General features: G+C 37.6%; 17 protein-coding genes and 1 pseudogene. 1 reads left to right on the forward strand and 17 read right to left on the reverse strand.

The genetic code is table 11. The features are described 5' to 3' along the window. Positions 1–44: 44 nt before the first annotated feature. The 5 genes from rpsA to ACO5V7_RS01025 form a co-directional block, all read right to left on the reverse strand. Positions 45–1,238 carry a 30S ribosomal protein S1 gene (gene rpsA / locus ACO5V7_RS01005; protein ID WP_485484706.1) on the reverse strand — a complete coding sequence of 398 codons (1,194 nt, stop codon included), beginning with the start codon at positions 1,236–1,238 and terminating at the stop codon, positions 45–47. A gap of 125 nt (positions 1,239–1,363) precedes the next feature. Then, complete coding sequence (cmk, locus tag ACO5V7_RS01010; protein WP_298647070.1) at positions 1,364–2,029, reverse strand: (d)CMP kinase; 666 nt, start codon at positions 2,027–2,029, stop codon at positions 1,364–1,366. A 69-nt stretch (positions 2,030–2,098) separates the two neighbouring features. Next, positions 2,099–2,650 (reverse strand): SAG1386/EF1546 family surface-associated protein, encoded by a 552-nt coding sequence (locus tag ACO5V7_RS01015; RefSeq protein ID WP_298647067.1) that lies wholly within the window; start codon positions 2,648–2,650, stop codon positions 2,099–2,101. A 134-nt stretch (positions 2,651–2,784) separates the two neighbouring features. Continuing rightward, positions 2,785–4,158, reverse strand: a complete 1,374-nt coding sequence (locus ACO5V7_RS01020; protein WP_485484707.1) for a RecQ family ATP-dependent DNA helicase — start codon at positions 4,156–4,158, stop codon at positions 2,785–2,787. Position 4,159: 1 nt separating this feature from the next. Further along, entirely contained in the window at positions 4,160–5,122 is a 963-nt protein-coding gene (locus tag ACO5V7_RS01025; protein ID WP_485484708.1) for a helix-turn-helix domain-containing protein, read from the reverse strand. 103 nt (positions 5,123–5,225) lie between these two features. On the opposite strand from ACO5V7_RS01025, the gene ACO5V7_RS01030 reads away from it, so the two are divergent. Further along, entirely contained in the window at positions 5,226–5,480 is a 255-nt protein-coding gene (locus ACO5V7_RS01030; RefSeq protein ID WP_298647059.1) for a ferredoxin, read from the forward strand. Between the two features lie 59 nt (positions 5,481–5,539). On the opposite strand, the gene ACO5V7_RS01035 is transcribed toward ACO5V7_RS01030, so the two are convergent. The 12 genes and pseudogenes from ACO5V7_RS01035 to ACO5V7_RS01090 all read right to left on the reverse strand — a co-directional run bounded on the left by ACO5V7_RS01035 (position 5,540) and on the right by ACO5V7_RS01090 (position 18,348). Then, positions 5,540–6,265 (reverse strand): pseudouridine synthase, encoded by a 726-nt coding sequence (locus ACO5V7_RS01035; RefSeq protein WP_485484709.1) that lies wholly within the window; start codon positions 6,263–6,265, stop codon positions 5,540–5,542. An 8-nt stretch (positions 6,266–6,273) separates the two neighbouring features. Continuing rightward, a complete protein-coding gene (gene scpB / locus ACO5V7_RS01040) occupies positions 6,274–6,894 on the reverse strand; it encodes an SMC-Scp complex subunit ScpB (RefSeq protein WP_298646289.1) in 621 nt (206 codons plus the stop codon). Then, entirely contained in the window at positions 6,887–7,648 is a 762-nt protein-coding gene (locus ACO5V7_RS01045) for a segregation and condensation protein A (protein WP_048710096.1), read from the reverse strand. Before ACO5V7_RS01045 ends, scpB begins: the two co-directional genes overlap by 8 nt. Next, positions 7,636–8,013, reverse strand: coding sequence for a GNAT family N-acetyltransferase (locus ACO5V7_RS01050; protein ID WP_485484710.1), 378 nt, complete (start codon positions 8,011–8,013; stop codon positions 7,636–7,638). Before ACO5V7_RS01050 ends, ACO5V7_RS01045 begins: the two co-directional genes overlap by 13 nt. Positions 8,014–8,039: 26 nt before the next feature. Then, a complete protein-coding gene (locus ACO5V7_RS01055) occupies positions 8,040–8,855 on the reverse strand; it encodes a purine-nucleoside phosphorylase (RefSeq protein WP_298646282.1) in 816 nt (271 codons plus the stop codon). Positions 8,856–8,874: 19 nt separating this feature from the next. Then, positions 8,875–10,044 carry a phosphopentomutase gene (gene deoB, locus ACO5V7_RS01060; protein WP_485484711.1) on the reverse strand — a complete coding sequence of 390 codons (1,170 nt, stop codon included), beginning with the start codon at positions 10,042–10,044 and terminating at the stop codon, positions 8,875–8,877. Between the two features lie 23 nt (positions 10,045–10,067). Beyond that, on the reverse strand, positions 10,068–10,952 hold the full coding sequence (gene xerD, locus ACO5V7_RS01065; protein WP_485484712.1) for a site-specific tyrosine recombinase XerD: 885 nt from the start codon (positions 10,950–10,952) through the stop codon (positions 10,068–10,070). Positions 10,953–10,955: 3 nt separating this feature from the next. Then, positions 10,956–11,405: a Fur family transcriptional regulator gene (locus tag ACO5V7_RS01070; RefSeq protein ID WP_298648009.1), complete on the reverse strand. Its 450-nt coding sequence runs from the start codon at positions 11,403–11,405 to the stop codon at positions 10,956–10,958. An 18-nt stretch (positions 11,406–11,423) separates the two neighbouring features. After that, positions 11,424–12,287: a CvfB family protein gene (locus ACO5V7_RS01075; RefSeq protein WP_298648006.1), complete on the reverse strand. Its 864-nt coding sequence runs from the start codon at positions 12,285–12,287 to the stop codon at positions 11,424–11,426. Positions 12,288–12,497: 210 nt separating this feature from the next. Continuing rightward, positions 12,498–13,904 (reverse strand): annotated as a pseudogene (gene pyk, locus ACO5V7_RS01080) (pyruvate kinase); the annotation flags it as partial. 25 nt (positions 13,905–13,929) lie between these two features. After that, positions 13,930–14,895 (reverse strand): 6-phosphofructokinase, encoded by a 966-nt coding sequence (pfkA, locus tag ACO5V7_RS01085; RefSeq protein WP_298648004.1) that lies wholly within the window; start codon positions 14,893–14,895, stop codon positions 13,930–13,932. Positions 14,896–14,994: 99 nt separating this feature from the next. Then, a complete protein-coding gene (locus ACO5V7_RS01090) occupies positions 14,995–18,348 on the reverse strand; it encodes a DNA polymerase III subunit alpha (protein ID WP_485484713.1) in 3,354 nt (1,117 codons plus the stop codon). Positions 18,349–18,482 lie beyond the last annotated feature (134 nt).

Consider the following 18,482-nt stretch of genomic DNA (forward strand, 5'->3'; position numbering starts at 1 on the left):
TGGAACCAGTCCAGACTATTTCCACTTAACTTTTAATAGTAATGTTATTCTTCAACTTTAAGTTCTGAAAGTTGATCTCCTAAACGATCAGCTAAAGAGAATGAAACATCTTCTTCAGGTAATTCGTATGTTTCTTCAACTACTTCCACAACTTCTTCTTTTTCAGGTTTTGGAGCTTCTTGTAAAGCTTTAATACTTAAAGAAATACGTTGTTGTTCTGGATGAACTTCAAGAACTTTCACTTGAACTTCTTGACCTTCTTTAAGAACTTCGTGTGGAGTTGCAATATGTTGGTGAGCAATTTGTGAGATATGAACTAATCCTTCTACACCAGGGAATAATTCAACAAATGCTCCGAAAGTAGTTAGACGTTTTACTAAACCATCTAATACAGAACCAACTGCTGCGCGTTCTTCAATGTTATCCCATGGTCCTGCTAATGTATCTTTGATCGATAATGATACACGTCCACTTTCTGAATCTACAGAGATGACTTTAGCATGAACTTCTTCGCCAACTTTTAATTTATCGCTTGCTTTTGCAACATGCTCATGAGAGATTTGTGAGATGTGAACTAGCCCATCCACACCACCTAAGTCGATAAACGCACCGAAGTTTGTTAATCGAGCAACTTTACCAGTCACTACAGAACCTTCTTGAATGGATTCAAATACAGCTGCACGCTTAGCTGCTTTTTCAGCCGCAACTAAGTTTTTACGTGATAAGATTAAACGATTTTCGCTTGGTTCGATTTCAACGATTTCAAAAGCTAATGTTTGACCTTTGAATTGAGTTAAGTTATCAACATAATGGTCTGATACCATAGAAGCTGGTACGAAAGCACGAACTCCTGCATCCACCACTAAACCACCCTTCACAGCATCCACAACTGGAGCTTCGATGATTTCTTTGTTATCAAATTTAGCTTGAATTTCTTCCCAAACTTTACGTGCATCTACACGTTTTTTAGAAAGTAAGAAACTTCCATTTTCTTTATCTTTGATTTGTTTGATGACTACTAAATCAACGACATCCCCTACAGATAAAACGTCTTCTACACGTTCTACGGGCGATGTTGATAATTCATTGAAAGGAATAACCCCTTCAACTCCTCCACCGATAATTCCTACGATGGCTTGTTTATCTTGTAGAGTTAATACTTCACCTTGTACTAAGTCTCCGATTTGAATATCTTTAACGATATCTAGCGCATCTTGCATTGTTTGTAATTCTGACATGTGACTTCCTCCTAGCGCGACAATTCATGCGAACGGAAAGTTCATTGTTTTACAAAAAACCTTTCATCCTCTTACATAATACCACTAACTAAAAGTGATTACTAGTCTTTATTTGTAAAATCTGGTTAATTCAGCATCTTTTCTTGGATAAGATTCGTAATTTCAGAAACAACTTCTTGAATTGATAGGCTTGTTGTGTCGATTTCAATTGCATCATCCGCTTTTTTAAGTGGAGACTCTTTTCTGGTGCTATCTAAAAAATCACGATGCGCAATTTCTTCTTCTAATTTTTCAAGTGAAAGATCAATGCCCTTTTCTTGATTTTCTTTAAATCGACGAAGTGCTCTCGCTTGAACAGAAGCAACTAAATAAATTTTTAACTCGGCATTTGGAAGTACAACTGTTCCTATATCTCTTCCATCCATAATAATAGAATGATTATTGGCGATTTTTCTTTGCATTTCCACTAGTTTTTTCCGAACTGCTTTAATAGCTGACACTGCAGAAACATTTCTTGTAACTTCAAGATTACGAATCTCACGTGTGACATCATCGCCGTTTAAGAAAACGAGTTGTCCATCATCCGAATTTTTAAAACTAATCACTAAATTCTCTAATAAATCTTTGATTGCTTCATTATCAACAACTGCAATATTATTTCTTAAAAAAGCCAATGTTGTTGCACGATACATCGCACCCGTATCTAAATATAGAAAATTCGTTTCTTGAGCAATCAATTTTGAAATTGTACTTTTCCCAGACGAAGCTGGTCCATCAATTGCAACTTGCATTCTATTCTTCCTCTCAAAAAGAAAGTCTGAAACGTCTTGCGTCTCAGACTTCTGAAAATTCACTAGTCATTATTGTTTAACTTTTAAAGTAGTTCCAGGAGCAATATTATCTCCTGTTAATCCATTAATTTGTTTTAATGTAGCAACATCCATTCCATGATTTACGGCAATACGATATAAAGTATCTCCTTGTTTAACTACATAGGTTCCGTAATTCCCGTTTTGTTGAGCTGTTGTTGTAGGTGTTTGTTGTGTTGTTTCTGCCTGTCTAGGAGCCGTTGTGGTAGCTTCTTGTTTTGTAGTCTGAGTAACCGTAGTTTCTGCTGCTACTGTTGTTGTTTCGACCGTTTTAGTAAGCATTACATCATCAGCAGTTCTAGGTTTTACTTGATTACTGTTATTGCTAATCGAGAACCACATCATGAATAATAGCGGCGCAACAAGAACAATTAGGAATACAAATAATAGTACATTTGATAAAGGTGCTACTGCTTTTCCACTAGAATTTCTTGCACTACGAGAAAATTGACGATTTTTTAAATTCTCATCCTCACCAAATTTTCTTTCCCATGGTTGTTCTTCAGTTTTATTTAAGTCATCATTATTAAAGTTATCACTCATCAAAAATCCTCCTAATTTGACCAATACAATCCTCAGTCAATTCACTAAACAATATAGCATATTTATGTGCTTAGGTGCAAACTTTTACCTTAGCTCTATTGTAGCATAAAATAATTAAAAATCACTCTATTTATTCAGAGATTAAATAATTTCTTAAAGCTTTTTTCAAAGGATTTTTTTGAATTTTCTACTTCATTCCATTTAGAAGTAATATCCATTAAAAACAAATCAAGATGTCTACAACTACTACACTTTCCACACGAATCTTTCCGTTTTTCTCCGAAAAACTGAGCTAGATAATCTTCTTTACACAAGCTCGTTGTCGCAAATTCTTCAATCCGCTCTGCTTGCTTTAATTTACGCGTTCGCTGTTTCTTTATAAATGCACTCGTTTGATCATTATTCCAACGAAACGCGTTCGCAATCTCTTTGATATTTTGATGAAGTTCCGTCTCTTCCTCATCATCTACTTCATAGGAGCGTTCAATTTTACGCCTCATTTGGGAAAAATCGTCTGGATGCACAAAGGCGATACAACGACTAAATTGCAGGTCTCTACCCGCTCGACCAATCTGTTGCACATAATCTTCGAGTGTTTGAGGAAGATAGTAGTGAATAATCGTACGAATATTTGACTGATTAATTCCCATACCAAATGCACTCGTTGCTAATAGAATATGGAGTTCTCCTCTAAAAAACTTCTGCTGAATCGTTTGGCGATCTCCACTATGTCTCTTGGAGTGGAAAGTATCGATTTTTGTGAATCCTTCCTCCAAAAGTGATTCCTTTAACCCTTCAATTTCTTTGATTGTTGATGCATACACAATACAAGGAAAATCGACTCTCTTAAGCAATTCATTTAGCATCTTACTGCGCAGACCTTCAACTGGTATCACATCAATTTCACGATTCTTTAAAAACGTATGTCCTTGAAAATAAGTCGTTCCTTCCTTATTTAATCCTAAAAATGCATAAATATCATGAATGACTTGAGAGGTCGCAGTTGCTGTTAATGCCAATGTTCTTGGATTTCCTAAGCTTTTTCTCATTTTTCCGATAAATAAATAATCACTTCTAAAGTCATACCCCCACTGCGATATACAATGCGCCTCATCGACAACAAGTAATCCTATTTCTATTTTTGATATTCTCTTAAAGAACATCGGTGCTTGTAACATCTCTGGAGAAACAAAAATAAATTGATACTCATTTAAAGTACTTAAAATATAATTTTTTTCAGCTTCTGTCATAAGGGAAGTAATGGCCACAGCTTTATAGATCCCCATCTGTTTTAAACTAGCTACTTGATCAACCATTAAGGCAATCAGTGGCGAAACAATGACCACTCTGCATTTATCCTTTATTCCAATATATTGATAGATGAATGATTTCCCATTCCCTGTTGGTAAAATAGCAATCGCATCATGACCTTCTTCAAGAGCCGTAATGACTTCTCTCTGTCCTTCTCTAAACTCGTCATATCCAAATCGCTTCAATATTGGATCCATGTCATTCACGCTCCTTTAAGGCTTTAATTTGATAGTATTTGAATAAGAAGAAATCCATTTTCTTCCCTTCTGCTTCAAATTGGTCTTTAGCCTCTTTATACCTAGGATATTGTCCATTTTCAAAGAGGGATTTATAAGCCATGGCAGCCTTCGTTTCTTCTACACGTTTATACAACGCCTCTTTAGTAAGTAACACATACTTTAAGAGATGGTCGTTAATCGTGCTTTCTTTAAGCTTACGATAGTGAGCAATTTCTATGCGTTTCATTCCTTTTTCAAACAGACGAACTGTTTCTTGAACAGAACTCGTTTCATGAGAAATCCATTCAAACATTTTAGAAAACCATCTATAAGTGATTGGAAATTTTTCAGAATCCTCAAAGACATCGCTCACCCATTTCATCAAGACTAATCTTGAGAGTGGATTACAGTCTTCAACACTGGTAAATTCCCACAATGACACGAGCTCGTCTTCTAGAGCCGCTGTCGACTTTGCTCCATTAAAAAGCCCAACCCATTGCTCTTTCACAGGTGCTTCTTGCTTATCCGCCCAAGTCTTGAATTCATCCACAACGCTACTAACCCATTCGGGTGTAATCGTCGCTTTTTCTTCGTTATACCATCGTTTGAATAATTGCTGTAACCATACATTTTGAACAAGAGGACGATAGCTTTTTTCTTCATAGCAATGATAACTAATCCATTCGACCCAAAGTCTTGTCACATCCCGTAATTGCACAAATGAGTATGGGTGCATCAAGTAATTGACAGGATGGCTTCCGTTTGTCACAAGAGAAAAATCAGGAATCTCTTTCAGTAACACTAATCCTGATTCATTTTCCTCCACAATTCCTTCACGGAAGAATCCATCTACTAATTGATGAAAGTACTCTTCTTTTAAATGAGGTAAGCTAGCAAAAAATACTTCGGCTTTATCTTCTGTTACGCCAATCAAAGTCGACATGGTACGATTTCCAGTTAAAATACGATATAATCGATTTATCGGAACTACACCATATGACTTAATTGCATGTAATATCCAAAATTGATAAAAGGAGTACTGCCTCATGGATAAAAAATCCTCTCTTTCAAAAATTTATACAAAAGTTGATTGCGAGTCTTGTATCGCCTGTGGTATTTGTCAACTGCGTGCTCCTGAAATTTTCGAGTACGATGCAGAAGGCATAGCATATGTAAAACAAGACAATAATACTGGTACAGTTCCACTACAAGAAGATACGCTGGAAAAGTTCAAAGATGCTTACACAGCCTGCCCAACTGGTGCTATAAAAAGGAAAAATACTCCATTTACTGAGAAATAAACAAAACGGACTCAACCTGTGAGTCCGTTTCTTTCTTTGTATGACTCCCTAATAGAAATCTATTTTTCGTCTAAAGCAAGTTTTCTCAATTTTTGTACTTCAAATGAGCGTAATTCACGGTAGTCTCCAGGGCGTAAGTTTTCTAATGTTAAAAATCCAAACTCTTCCCGTTTTAATTTCATAACAGGTAACTCTACAGCCTCAAACATACGCTTTACTTGATGGTTCCATCCTTCGTGAATCGTTAAAGCGACAATCCCTGTTCCTTTATCTGTATCAACTGATAAAATTTGAGCTATTGCGTTTGAAGTTTTCTTCCCATCTAAGACGATTCCACGTTCCAATTGACGCATTTGCCGAGGAGTTGGAATTCCTTTCACTTTTGCAATGTATTTCTTCTCTATGTGATGCTTTGGATGCGTCATTAAGTTTGAAAACTCTCCGTCATTCGTTAATAAAAGAAGCCCTGTTGTATCGTAGTCCAAACGACCTACTGGATAGACGCGTTGCTCTACCTCTTTAAAATAATCCGTTACAACGGTTCTTCCTTTATCATCACTGGCACTTGAAAGCACGCCTTTTGGTTTATAAAACATGAAGTACACAGGTTCTTCTTTATAAATTGGAATACCGTCTACCTCAATTTTATCATTGGCACCTACTTTATATCCAAGTTCTCTAACTACTTCACCGTTGACTTTAACACGGCCTTCTTGAATAAATACCTCACATTTTCTGCGGGATGCCACACCAGCATGTGCCATTACTTTTTGTAATCTTTCCACAAAAAAACCTACTCTTTCTCTTCTTCTACTTCATGATGTTCTTTAGAGCGCATTTCCAGTTCTTCAAATAAATCATGATTATCTCTAAATAATTGGTTTGCTTCTTCAGAGTTTAAATCGAATAAATCTGAAGCATCTGGCAATGCATCAAGAGATTCTAATCCAAAGTAATCCATGAAGTAGGCAGTTGTTTTATACAATTTTGGACGGCCAGGCGTCTCTAATCTTCCAGCCTCTTCGATTAAATCTCTTAGTAATAGTTTTTGAATCGAACCACTACTTTGTACCCCACGAATCGATTCAATATCCACACGTGTGACAGGTTGCTTGTACGCGATAATCGCTAACGTTTCTAGGGACGCTTGAGACAACTGAGAAGAATATGGAGAAACTGCATATTTTTCGATATATGATTTTAAACTTGCTTTTGTCACGAGTTTATAATGCGAAGCTGTGAGAAGTAGCTCTAATCCACTATTTTCGTCCTCTAAACGTTTCTGAAGTTCATCTAGTAACTGACGAACTGCACTTCTTTCAAGTTCCAAAATATAGCTTGCTTCTTCTAATGTAATCCCATCATCTCCAGCCACAAATAGTAAGCCTTCTAATACTGAAATGTAATTAGTCACTCTCTTTCTCCTTTTCTTGTCTTTTCTCAATCAATATATCCTCATATGGAGAACTTTGAATAAAACGTACACGATGTTCACGAACGAGCTGTAACATCGCTAAAAACGTTGTTGTAATCGCATGTCGATTAAATGCTGGGAAACATTCCTCGAACGGAACTTGTTTCTTATCTGTATGCTCAATCTTTGAAATAATCGAATCCATCAATTCTTCAACCGTATGCGTTTCATGTTGAATATTGGCCTTCAGTGGCATCTTTGCAATATTTTTACGCGCTAATTTCTTTAACGCATTCCATAAATCTTGAGTCGTCACTTCTCCTTCTTTCAGAGGAATAATCTCCTGCATTGAAGATAAGTCACTCGCCTCTTTCCCGAAGTGTAATCCTCGTTGGAAAGAGAGTTCCTCAAGTTTTTTGGCATTTTCTTTAATTTGTTGATATTCCAATAGTTGTTGTACCAGCTGATCACGAGGATCCTCCACGATTGGCTCTCCGTCTTCATCCAATTCTTCTAACTTTGGTTTTGGAAGAAGCATTCTTGCTTTAATTTCTAATAATGTTGATGCCATTACTAAATATTCAGCTGCCACTTCCAACTCCAATGTTTTCATGGAATGAATGAAGTTCAAATACTGCTTGGTTAATTCATTCATCGGAATATCATAAATATCAATTTTCATCTCACGAATAAGATGCAAGAGGACATCCATCGGTCCTTCGTATTCAGCTACTTTAATTGTTAAATCTTCCATGGTTCCTCACTTACACGATATTTATTCCATTTTGCGAGAATCACACTCGTTTCAATTGTTCCACTCAATACCTTATCTTCCATCTTTGCTAAATCTTCTAACATTTGGAATGTAATATTTTCCCCACGAAACGAAGGAGACACTGATAAGTATTTAATGATAATCGTGTCTGTTGTGCTTTCTCCACCAATCAATCCAATAAAATTATCACTTTCGGACTCTTTCCAGAGCCAGCATTTAATCGATGGATTTGTCGAGATTTCTTCAATTTCCTCTTGCAATCGTTTAAAGTCCTTGAATTCTGGCATATAAGAAAGTAATCCCATCACAATTTTTTTGTTCGTTGCTGAATAAGGTACTAACAAATTCATTCCTCCTCGAGGTTCGATGCTTAATATAAAACTAAAACTTTACGAACCAATGATTTGAACACTTCTTTAACGCGTTGTGTTGTTTCTACCACTTCTTCGTGGTTTAAGTTTGCTTGCATTCCTGCAGCTAAGTTTGTGATACATGAAATTCCAATCACTTTGATGCCAGCATGGTTTGCCACGATGACTTCAGGAACAGTTGACATTCCCACAGCATCCCCGCCTACAGCTTGCGTGAAGCGGATTTCTGCCGGTGTTTCATAAGTTGGCCCAGAGTATCCCATGTATACTCCTTCTTTAATATTGATGTTTAATTCTTTAGCAGCTTTACGAACCACTTCTTGGCCATATTCATGGTATGCATGGCTCATATCAGGGAAACGAGGTCCAAAGCGATCATCGTTTGGCCCGATTAATGGGTTTGTACCAGTGTAGTTAATTTGATCTGTAATAATCATTAAGTCCCCTGGTTCAAATGTTGGGTTTGCTCCACCTGCAGAGTTTGTAACGATAATCGTTTCAACGTCTAATAATTTCATTAAACGAATTGGGAACGTTACTGTTTCCATATCGTAACCTTCATAGTAGTGAAAACGTCCGTCCATGATTAGAACTTGTTTTCCTTCTAATTCACCATATACAAGACGCCCAGCATGACCGACTACTGTAGACACTGGGAAGTTTGGAATATCTTTATAGTCAAAGATTAATGGGTTCTTTACTTCTCCAGCAAGTTCACCAAGCCCTGATCCTAAAATCATTCCGAAATCAATGTGACCAATGCCTTTTCCTTGTAAAAACATTTTTGTTTCAACTAATTGTTCGTATTTGCTCATGTCGTTCCCTCTTTCTGCATTAGTTTAATTCTTTTAAGAAGCTTGTACCGTTACCAGTTGAGGCAACTCCAAAGTTTTCGCTGATTGTTTCTGAGATATCGCTGAAGTGTCCTTGTGGTAAGTGTGTTGGGTGTTTCAATGATTTGCTTATGGCTAACACTGGAATGTACTCACGAGTGTGGTCAGTTCCCTTGAATGTTGGGTCGTTTCCGTGGTCAGCAGTGATAATGAGTAAATCATCTTCTTGCATATTTTCTACGATTTCTGGAATACGAGCATCAAACGCTTCGAGCGCTTCTCCGTATCCTTTTGTATTACGACGGTGTCCATAAACCGCGTCGAAGTCAACTAAGTTTAAGAAACTCATACCAGTGAAGTCTTTCTTCAATACTTCAACTAGTTTATCTACGCCATCCATGTTGTCTTTTGTACGAACGAATTCAGTAATCCCTTGTCCGTTGAAGATGTCGTTAATCTTACCAATCGCAATCACATCAAATCCATCTTTCTTCAAGAAGTCTAATGTTGTTTCGCCAAATGGACTTAACGCATAGTCATGACGGTTTGAAGTTCTTTGGAAATTGCCAGGTTCACCTACATATGGACGTGCAATAATACGACCAATCATATATGGATCGTCTTTTGTAATTTCACGAGCGTATTCGCAAATACGGTATAATTCTTCAAGTGGAATAATCTCTTCATGCGCTGCAATTTGCATTACAGGGTCTGCAGAAGTATAAACGATTAAATCACCTGTTTCCATTTGGTGTTTACCGTAATCATCAATAACAGCCGTACCACTATATGGTAAGTTACATACGATTCCTCTTCCTGAGAATTCAGAAATACGGTCTAATAATTCTTGTGGGAACCCATCAGGGAATACACGGAAAGGAGTTTTAATATTCAATCCCATTAATTCCCAGTGACCCGTCATTGTATCTTTACCCACAGAAACTTCTTCAAGTTTAGTATAGCTTCCTTCGGGATGTTCTACTGGTGGAACTGTTTTTAAAGGAGCGATATTTCCTAAACCATAACGTTGCATATTTGGCACATTTAAGCCCACAGCTTCTGAAATATGACCTAGAGTATGTGAACCTGCATCATCAAATTTTGCAGCATCTGGGGCTTCTCCAATCCCCACAGAGTCCATTACAATAACGTGTATTCTTTTAAATTTCATAGATTCCATCTCCATTTTCTTATTTACGAACGAGGATGTGCTTGTTTGTAGATTTCCTTCATTCGTTCGTTTGTAATATGTGTATAAATTTGTGTCGTACTAATATCTGAATGCCCTAATAATTCTTGTACGATTCGAAGGTCGGCACCCGCTTCTAAGATATGCGTTGCAAAGGAATGGCGCAATGTATGCGGGCTCACTTCCTTTGTAATCATGGCCGTCTGAACGATTTTCTTTAAATTTTTCCAGAAACCTTGTCGCGTAAATGGTCCACCACGATGATTTAAAAATAAGACATTCGAAAACTTCTTTTCGTCTTCTAGGGCTGGCCGTGCATACTCTAAATAGTTTTGAATCCAGTTGGTTGCTTCTTGACCGATTGGAATGATGCGTTGTTTATTTCCTTTCCCAATCGTTTGTAAGAATCCTAATTCCAAATGCAAATCACTGAGTTCAATACTAATCAGTTCGCTCACCCGCATCCCGGTTGCATATAACAGTTCCAGCATCGCCTTATCTCTTAGTCCTAAAACCGTTGATGTGTCTGGCACCTCAAGTAATCGATTCACTTCATCTAGACTAAGGGCTTTTGGTAACTGTTTCTTCGGTTTCGGTGGATGAATCTGTTGTGTAGGATCTCGTTCTATCATCTGCTCTTGAACAAGAAACTGAAAGAATTTTTTCAAGCAACTAATCATTCGACTTGTTGAACTGACAGCGTATTCGTCTTTTTTTAGTTTCTGTAAAAAAAGTATCATCGTCGCATGATCCACATCTTGCAGACGTGTCAATTTTTGTTTTTCTAAAAATTGAGAGAACTTTTCTAAGTCCCTTTTATAACTTGCAACCGTATTATCGGATAACCCTTGAACGGCAATACTATCTAGAAAGTAGTCTATTTCTTTCATCTACTAATCTTCCTTTTGTTGGCAATTTTTACAAATTCCATGGAAAGTCAGACGATGGTCAAGCACTTGAAACTGGAATTGCTCTAATACTTTCTGCTCAACATCTACAAGTAAGTCTTCTTCGACTTCTTGAATTTGTCCACATTTGACGCAAAGTAAATGATGTGCAAAATGACGATTCAAAGTCTGCTTAATATGATATCTTCCAATCCCATCATCAAATAAATTCCGAGTAATAATCGATAAATCCGTTAAAATCTCTAGCGTTCGATATACGGTAGCCAATCCAATATCTGGATATTTTTGCTTCACAAACATATAGATTTCTTCAGCTGTCAGCAATTCATTTAGATGCTCTAGAAGAATCTCCACTGTTGCCTGCCTCTGCAGTGTCAGTTTGAACCCTTCTTCTTGTAATTTCTTTTGAATCCCTTCAATAGAAATAGATGACAAGTGACTCGCCTCCACTCATTATTCTTCAATCAGATGGATAAATCCTTCTTCTTGTGTAATTCGTTTTGCTTTTAATAAATTACCAATGGCACGTTTAAATTGCCCTTTACTAATTCCAAAAATTTCCTTAATGACTTTGGGATCACTCTTATCCCAATATGGAAGTGTATGCGTTGGACGATTCTTCAACATTGCGATAATCATTTCCGCATCATCCCCAATGGCTTCATGTGCTCTTGGTCTCATCGAAACATTGAGTACACCATCAGGACGAAGCCCAATCACACGTACTGTGATTTCTTCTCCAAGCGTTGGTTCATACATTCGTTCTGAAGGATGCAAGAACAACTTATATCCTTCTGGTGTAATAATCGTAGTCCCCACAAGACGCACTTGTGTCACAGTTCCTGTTAAGTCTTTATTCAACTGCCCTTTATGACCACGAATGACTTTTTCGTTTAAATCTTGCCCGTCTCCCATCGTTGCCCATGTACGGTCTTTTTTATCTTTAATTAAAGTCACATATAAACGGTTATTTTTCTTTGGCCACAACTCTTTCATGCTTGGAAGTTCATCCAACGAAACTACCATATCTTTATCTTCTAAACCAATATCAACGAAGACCCCCAAATCTTTTCTGACTTGAGTAACGTTCGCCCATCCATAACTTTCATTTGTTACTTCGGGAACCTTTAAGGTGAAGACTTTTTTACGGGAAGAATTTTCATATAAAAAACCCGTTACTACATCTCCAATTTTGAGGGATTCTGTAGTGTCGTCTTTTTTTAAACGGAATGTTTCTCCACTCTTTTGAACGAAAAAGTACTTTTCATTTTCATCCGTGATAATGGCTTGAACAACAGTCGATAATTCACTTGTCATAACAAACCTCCTTCTCTTTACATTTGTCATTTTATTTTACCACAAAATAGAGCTTACAGTCATTTTTATCCTGTATTTTAGTTCTATTTCTTATAGATTATGAATGAATCTTTGAACTACTTACACTTGCACTCTCAAATTCATAGAAAAAAGGCTTGAACAAACCTTTTAGATTCGTTCAAACCTTTTATTGATGAATTATAAGCGAGCTACTTTCATCATGTTTGTTGTACCTTTAATTCCTAAAGGAACACCAGCAGTGATGATTACTAAGTCGTTTTCTTTAGCAGTGTGGTGGTCACGTACTGCTTGAAGACATAATTCAAACATTTCGTCAGTTGATTTAGCGCGATCAACGATTACTGGTTTAACACCCCAGATTAATGCTAACGCACGTTGTTGACGTTCTGTTGAAGTTACACCTAAGATTGTTGCGTCAGGACGGAATTTAGAAATCATTTTCGCAGTATGTCCTGATTCTGTTGCAGCAACGATAGTTTTAACTTTTAAGTTTTTAGCTGTATGCGCTACTGAACGACCAATCGCTTCAGCTACATCGTTTTCGTTGAATGCTTTTAATTTGAATTTATCGCGTACACGGATTTCTTGTTCTGTACGAACACAGATATTTGCCATTGTACGAACGGCTTCTACTGGGTAATCCCCTGCTGCAGATTCACCAGATAACATCACTGCATCTGTTCCGTCGAAGATAGCGTTCGCTACGTCACCAACTTCCGCACGTGTTGGGCGTGGATTACGTTGCATTGAATCTAACATTTGAGTAGCAGTAATAACTGGTTTACCTAATGTGTTACATTTCTTGATTAACATTTTTTGAACAATTGGAACTTCTTCCGCAGGGATTTCAACACCCATGTCTCCACGAGCAACCATTAAACCGTCAGATAAAGCTAAGATTTCGTCAATGTTGTCGATACCTTCTTGGTTTTCGATTTTTGGAATGATTTGGATATGAGTTGCGTTATGTTCTTCTAATAATTCACGAATTTCTTGAACATCTGAAGCGCGACGAACGAAACTTGCTGCAATATAGTCGATGTCGTTTTCGATACCGAAGATAATATCCGCACGGTCTTTTTCAGTAATACCAGGTAATTTTGTTTTAACACCTGGAACGTTGATTCCTTTTTTGTTTTTAACAACTCCACTGTTATTGACTACGCATACGATTTCGCCATTTGCGTGGTCTACTTCAGTAACGGCTAAACCTACCAAACCATCATCAACAAGGATAATAGATCCTGGTTTTACATCGTTGATTAATTCTGGATAAGTGATAGAAAATTTTTCTTTTGTTCCTAACACTTCAGTCATTGAAATACGAACTACATCACCAGTATGGAATTCAATCGCACCATTTTCCATATTATGTGTACGAATTTCTGGTCCTTTTGTATCTAAAAGAATTGCGATAACGCGTCCCGTTTCTTTACGGATTTTTTTGATTGTGTTAATACGTGCTAAATGCTCTTCATGGTCACCATGTGAGAAGTTTAGACGTGCAACGTTCATTCCTGCTTCTGATAAAGCAGCTAATTTTTCTGGAGCTTCACTAGCTGGTCCAATAGTACATACGATTTTAGTTCTTTTCATTTTTTCCTTGACTCCTTTAATGTTTTTAGAAAGAAATTTCTTTATTTAGTTGATACAACTCTAAGTTAGGTAAATGTTTGCCGTTTGCTAATGTTTCAACGATATCACTATAGATAATTTCTTCAGCTTTAACGCCGACACACACGCCACCGATGTCTTCTTTTAATAAATCGATAGCCTTTGCACCCATACGGCTAGCAAGTACACGGTCACGAGCACTTGGAGAACCACCACGTTGAACGTGTCCAAGAACTGTTACACGAGTATGGAAGTCACTATCATATTCACGTAATTTCTTAGCAAGTTCGTCCCCTGACATCACGCCTTCTGCTAGAAGAATCAATGTGTGTTTCTTACCGTTTAAGCGTCCTTGTTTGATTTCTTTTGCAACTGCTTCTAAATCAAAATCTTGTTCAGGAATCAAAATTTGTTCTGCACCACTAGCAACACCTGTCCAAAGTGCAATATCTCCAGCACGACGCCCCATAACCTCAACGATAAACGTACGAACGTGTGATGTTGCAGTATCGCGAAGACGGTCTAGCGCTTCTAATACAGTATTGATGGCAGTATCAAATCCGATTGTATACTCCGTACCTGGAATATCATTGTCAATCGTTCCTGGAACCCCAACAGTTGGAAACCCAAGTTTGGTTAAAGCAACGGCACCTTGATAACTTCCGTCACCACCGATAACAACAAGACCTTCAATACCGAATTTCTTTAATTGTTCAATTCCTTTTTCTTGTCCTTCACGGTTTGCAAATTCAGGATATCGAGCAGAATACAAGAATGTACCTCCGCGACCAATCATGTCACTCACGTCTGCAGGATTTAATTTACGAATATCACCAGCAACTAAACCAGCATATCCATAGTTAATCCCGTATACCTCAAAGCCTTCATAAATACCCTTACGTACAATCGCACGTACAGCGGCATTCATTCCTGGAGCGTCTCCTCCACTTGTTAAAACAGCAATGCGTTTCAAAAAGATTCACCTCTTAGATTTATTTTTAACTGGAACAAGCCCATTCGAACTTATTTTATCACTTTTAACAGCAAATGTCTTTCATTTTCAAAAACTTTTTCATCTTACAATTTTTATACATTCTTTATCTAAAATATCGATAAGACTAGGGATTATTTTTGTTTCAAGATTTACACCGTTTGCAAAAGAATTTTTGACGAGCGTCTTACTATTCACTAGGAATAATTCAACAGGTGTGACCCCTTTATATTTGTTTATGAGTTGTTTAATTTCCGCATATACTTCTGCAGTATGTTTTTCTGGGCGAATTGCAATTTGTAACTTTTTAGAAGAATCATCTAGCAACTTATCAGCAAAACTCATCGGATACATACGATTTAATTGTAATTGCCATTGACCTTTCTGTCCTCTCTTCACACGACCTTCCATAAGAACCATCGTATTTTGTTGAAGATGCTGATAAATTTCAGCAAGTGTTGATGGAAAGACAACTACATCAATCATGCCAGACGCATCTTGAAGTGTAACATATGCCATTTGCTCTCCTTTACGAGTGGAGATTTTACGAATATCCACAATCAAACCAACAAAACGCATATATCCTTCTTCAAAAACAGATTGAATTGCTTGAATCCATCCACTCTTCAAAAGAGGATCGTATTTCGAGGAAGGATGTGGCGAAATTGAAAAGCCAAGCACTTCAATTTCTTCTCCAATCCTTTGAAGTAATGGCTCTTCTTCTACATGAGTAAAGGCTACTTCTAAGTCATCCTCAAGTGATAAATTCAATCCATGAAATTTCACACTTTTAGCAACGGCATCCACATTTGCCTTCAGCGTCGCCCTTGTTTCTCCAAACTCATCAAATGCCCCCGCATTAATTAACGCCATTAAAAGCGGTTCTTTTGTATATTGAGCACCCATTCGGTAAGCGAAGTCTTGAAACCCTTTGAATCGTCCATATTCGTAACGATTCTTCACAATACTTTCAACAAAGTCTCGTCTAATTCCCTTAATACTGTTGAGACCAACAATAACACCTCTATCATCCGCTACGAAATCAGCAAAACTGTTATTGATACTTGGTGGCAATATCTTAATCCCTAATTGACGTGCTTCTACGAGATAGTCTTGCAACTTCGATGATTTAGCACTTGCGTTTTGGAACAAAGCTGTAAAGAACGCTGTAGGATAGTTCGCTTTTAAATATGCCAATTGATAAGACAGCATCGCATAAGCTACCGCATGTGATTTATTAAATCCATAATTCGCAAACTTTTCAATATAGTCGTAGACCGTTTCGGCATCTTCTTGCTCGTATCCTTTTGAAATGGCACCTTGCACAAATTTTTCTTTTTGTGCAGCGATAGATTCAGCATTCTTTTTGCCGATAGCTCGACGTAAAATATCCGCTTCTCCTAAAGAAAAGCCAGCCATTTCACTTGCCGCCTGCATAACTTGTTCTTGGTAGACTAAAATACCATAAGTCGGTTCAAGAATTTTTTGAAGAGATGCATGAGGATACTGCACGATTTCTGTCCCTTTTTTACGATTAATAAAATGAGGAATTTGCTCCATTGGTCCTGGACGGTACAACGAGAGTACTGCAACTAAATCTTCGAATTCTGTTGGTTTCATTTCCTTCAAGACGCGGCGAATACCGTCTGACTCAAATTGGAAAATTCCATTTGTTTGAGCTTTTTGAAAAAGTTCAAACGTCCGCTCATCGTCTAGAGGAATTTTTATAATATCCAATGCTTTTTTCGTGATTTTTTGTGTTTGTTGAATCGCTCTATGAAGCAATGTAAGGTTACTTAACCCAAGCAAGTCCATCTTGAGAAGCCCTACTTTTTCAACAGCCTGCATTGCATATTGTGTGAGCATCCAATCCTCTTCATGTAACGGTGTTGAGTATCCCTTATCTCGTTTCATTAAAGGAACTGTCTTTGTCAAATCTTCTTGCGATAATACAACACCGGCAGCATGGACTGATGAATGACGAGGAAGACCTTCAAGAGCTCTGGCTACTTGGTATAGTTTTCGATTGCGTTCACTACTTTCTACATGTTCTCTAAAAGCCTTATTTTCTTTATACGTTTGATCCAGAGTCACTTTTCCTTGAGCGATATTGTTCGAAAATTTCTGAACTGTGATAATATTTTCGCCAAATACTTTACATACATCACGAATGACTTGTTTTGCCCCAAGCGTACCAAAAGTCACAATCTGAGCTACATTTTGATTTCCATATTTTGAAACGATATAGGATAGAATATCTTCCCGTTTATCATCTGGAAAATCCAAGTCGATATCGGGCATTGTATAACGCTCACGATTTAAGAAACGCTCAAAAAGCAAGTTGTAGCGAATCGGATCAACTTCTGTAATATGCAAGAGATATGAAACCAACGAGCCTGCAGCAGACCCTCGACCAGCTCCAGTTTGGATGCCTTGTTCACGCGCATGACGCATAATATCCCAAACGATAAGGAAGTAATCATCAAATCCCATTTCATGAATCACTGCTAATTCTTCCTTGAGACGGCTCACATAGATAGGCGTCGTTACTCCCATCTCTAGCATCGCAGCTTCACATAATTCATAAAGGAACTGTGCACTTGTCTTCCCACCTGGTACTGGGAATTTAGGAAGCATGGTGTCTCTTAGAGGAATCTCTACCACTAAATCTTTTGTAAACTGCTCTAAGTTAGAAAGAAGTACTCCTCCTTGAACTGCCTGGAACATCTTCATCATCGAAGTCGCTTCCGGTAAGGACTCACTCCCTGTTGCGTCCTCTTGTGTAAACGAAAGTGTTTTTCCTAGTCGAATCGCTTGTAAAACCTTCCAAGGAAAATAATCGGTTGTATTTAAATAACGTGAGACACTAAAGGCAATAGGAAGAACTCCAGCTGCTTCAATTCCTTCCCGCATCTTGTCGAACTCACCTCGTTCGACCATTTCGCGAGTAATTCCTACAGCTATTTCTACGCCAGGATACTCGCGCTTCACAGATTCAAGAACCGATTCAAGTCTACCTTTAGAATAGGCAGCCACCCATTCACTATCCATTGGTGGAAGCACGATTTTTACATCTTCACTATGAGTTGCAATCCACTCCGTCATTTCTTTTGTCCAAGTAAGCCCTTGTTGATATAGAGTTGAGAGTTTCAGGAGGGATTCATACCCCTTAGAACCTTTTGCATAGACGACAAGCATTTCTTTTTTAGAAGCATCACTCTTCCATGCAGTCTCGAATGTACAACCTAGAATTGGTTGAATGCCTTTTTGAATACAGCGCTCATAAAATTCAACTGCGCCATGCAACACTCCATCATCTGTTAGAGCAAGTTGCTTATATCCTAATAATTTTCCGATTTCTACATACTCATTTAATCGAATCGTGCTCTTAAGTAATGAATAGCTACTGAACACTTGTAAAGTTGTAAATGGCATAAGGATCCTCCTCTCATATTTTTCGTCTTATTATAGCATATCTTCCCTATTAGCGCTCTCTTTTGGAAAGTTTTTCCACCCATCTATTGTCAAAAGAAAGTCTTCTGTACTATAATGAGAAATGAAAGAAGGGT

It is taken from the genome of Granulicatella sp., assembly GCF_057274575.1.

Excerpts from the sequence above, each read along its gene's own strand:
- ACO5V7_RS01045 (WP_048710096.1), bottom strand. The coding sequence starts at position 7,648 with ATGGAAGATTTAACAATTAAAGTAGCTGAATACGAAGGACCGATGGAT.
- ACO5V7_RS01075 (WP_298648006.1), bottom strand. The coding sequence starts at position 12,287 with ATGACAAGTGAATTATCGACTGTTGTTCAAGCCATTATCACGGATGAA.
- cmk (WP_298647070.1), bottom strand. The coding sequence starts at position 2,029 with ATGCAAGTTGCAATTGATGGACCAGCTTCGTCTGGGAAAAGTACAATT.
- ACO5V7_RS01090 (WP_485484713.1), bottom strand. The coding sequence starts at position 18,348 with ATGCCATTTACAACTTTACAAGTGTTCAGTAGCTATTCATTACTTAAG.
- ACO5V7_RS01020 (WP_485484707.1), bottom strand. The coding sequence starts at position 4,158 with ATGGATCCAATATTGAAGCGATTTGGATATGACGAGTTTAGAGAAGGA.
- deoB (WP_485484711.1), bottom strand. The coding sequence starts at position 10,044 with ATGAAATTTAAAAGAATACACGTTATTGTAATGGACTCTGTGGGGATT.
- rpsA (WP_485484706.1), bottom strand. The coding sequence starts at position 1,238 with ATGTCAGAATTACAAACAATGCAAGATGCGCTAGATATCGTTAAAGAT.
- ACO5V7_RS01030 (WP_298647059.1), top strand. The coding sequence starts at position 5,226 with ATGGATAAAAAATCCTCTCTTTCAAAAATTTATACAAAAGTTGATTGC.
- ACO5V7_RS01055 (WP_298646282.1), bottom strand. The coding sequence starts at position 8,855 with ATGAGCAAATACGAACAATTAGTTGAAACAAAAATGTTTTTACAAGGA.
- ACO5V7_RS01015 (WP_298647067.1), bottom strand. The coding sequence starts at position 2,650 with ATGAGTGATAACTTTAATAATGATGACTTAAATAAAACTGAAGAACAA.
- ACO5V7_RS01025 (WP_485484708.1), bottom strand. The coding sequence starts at position 5,122 with ATGTCGACTTTGATTGGCGTAACAGAAGATAAAGCCGAAGTATTTTTT.
- xerD (WP_485484712.1), bottom strand. The coding sequence starts at position 10,952 with ATGAAAGAAATAGACTACTTTCTAGATAGTATTGCCGTTCAAGGGTTA.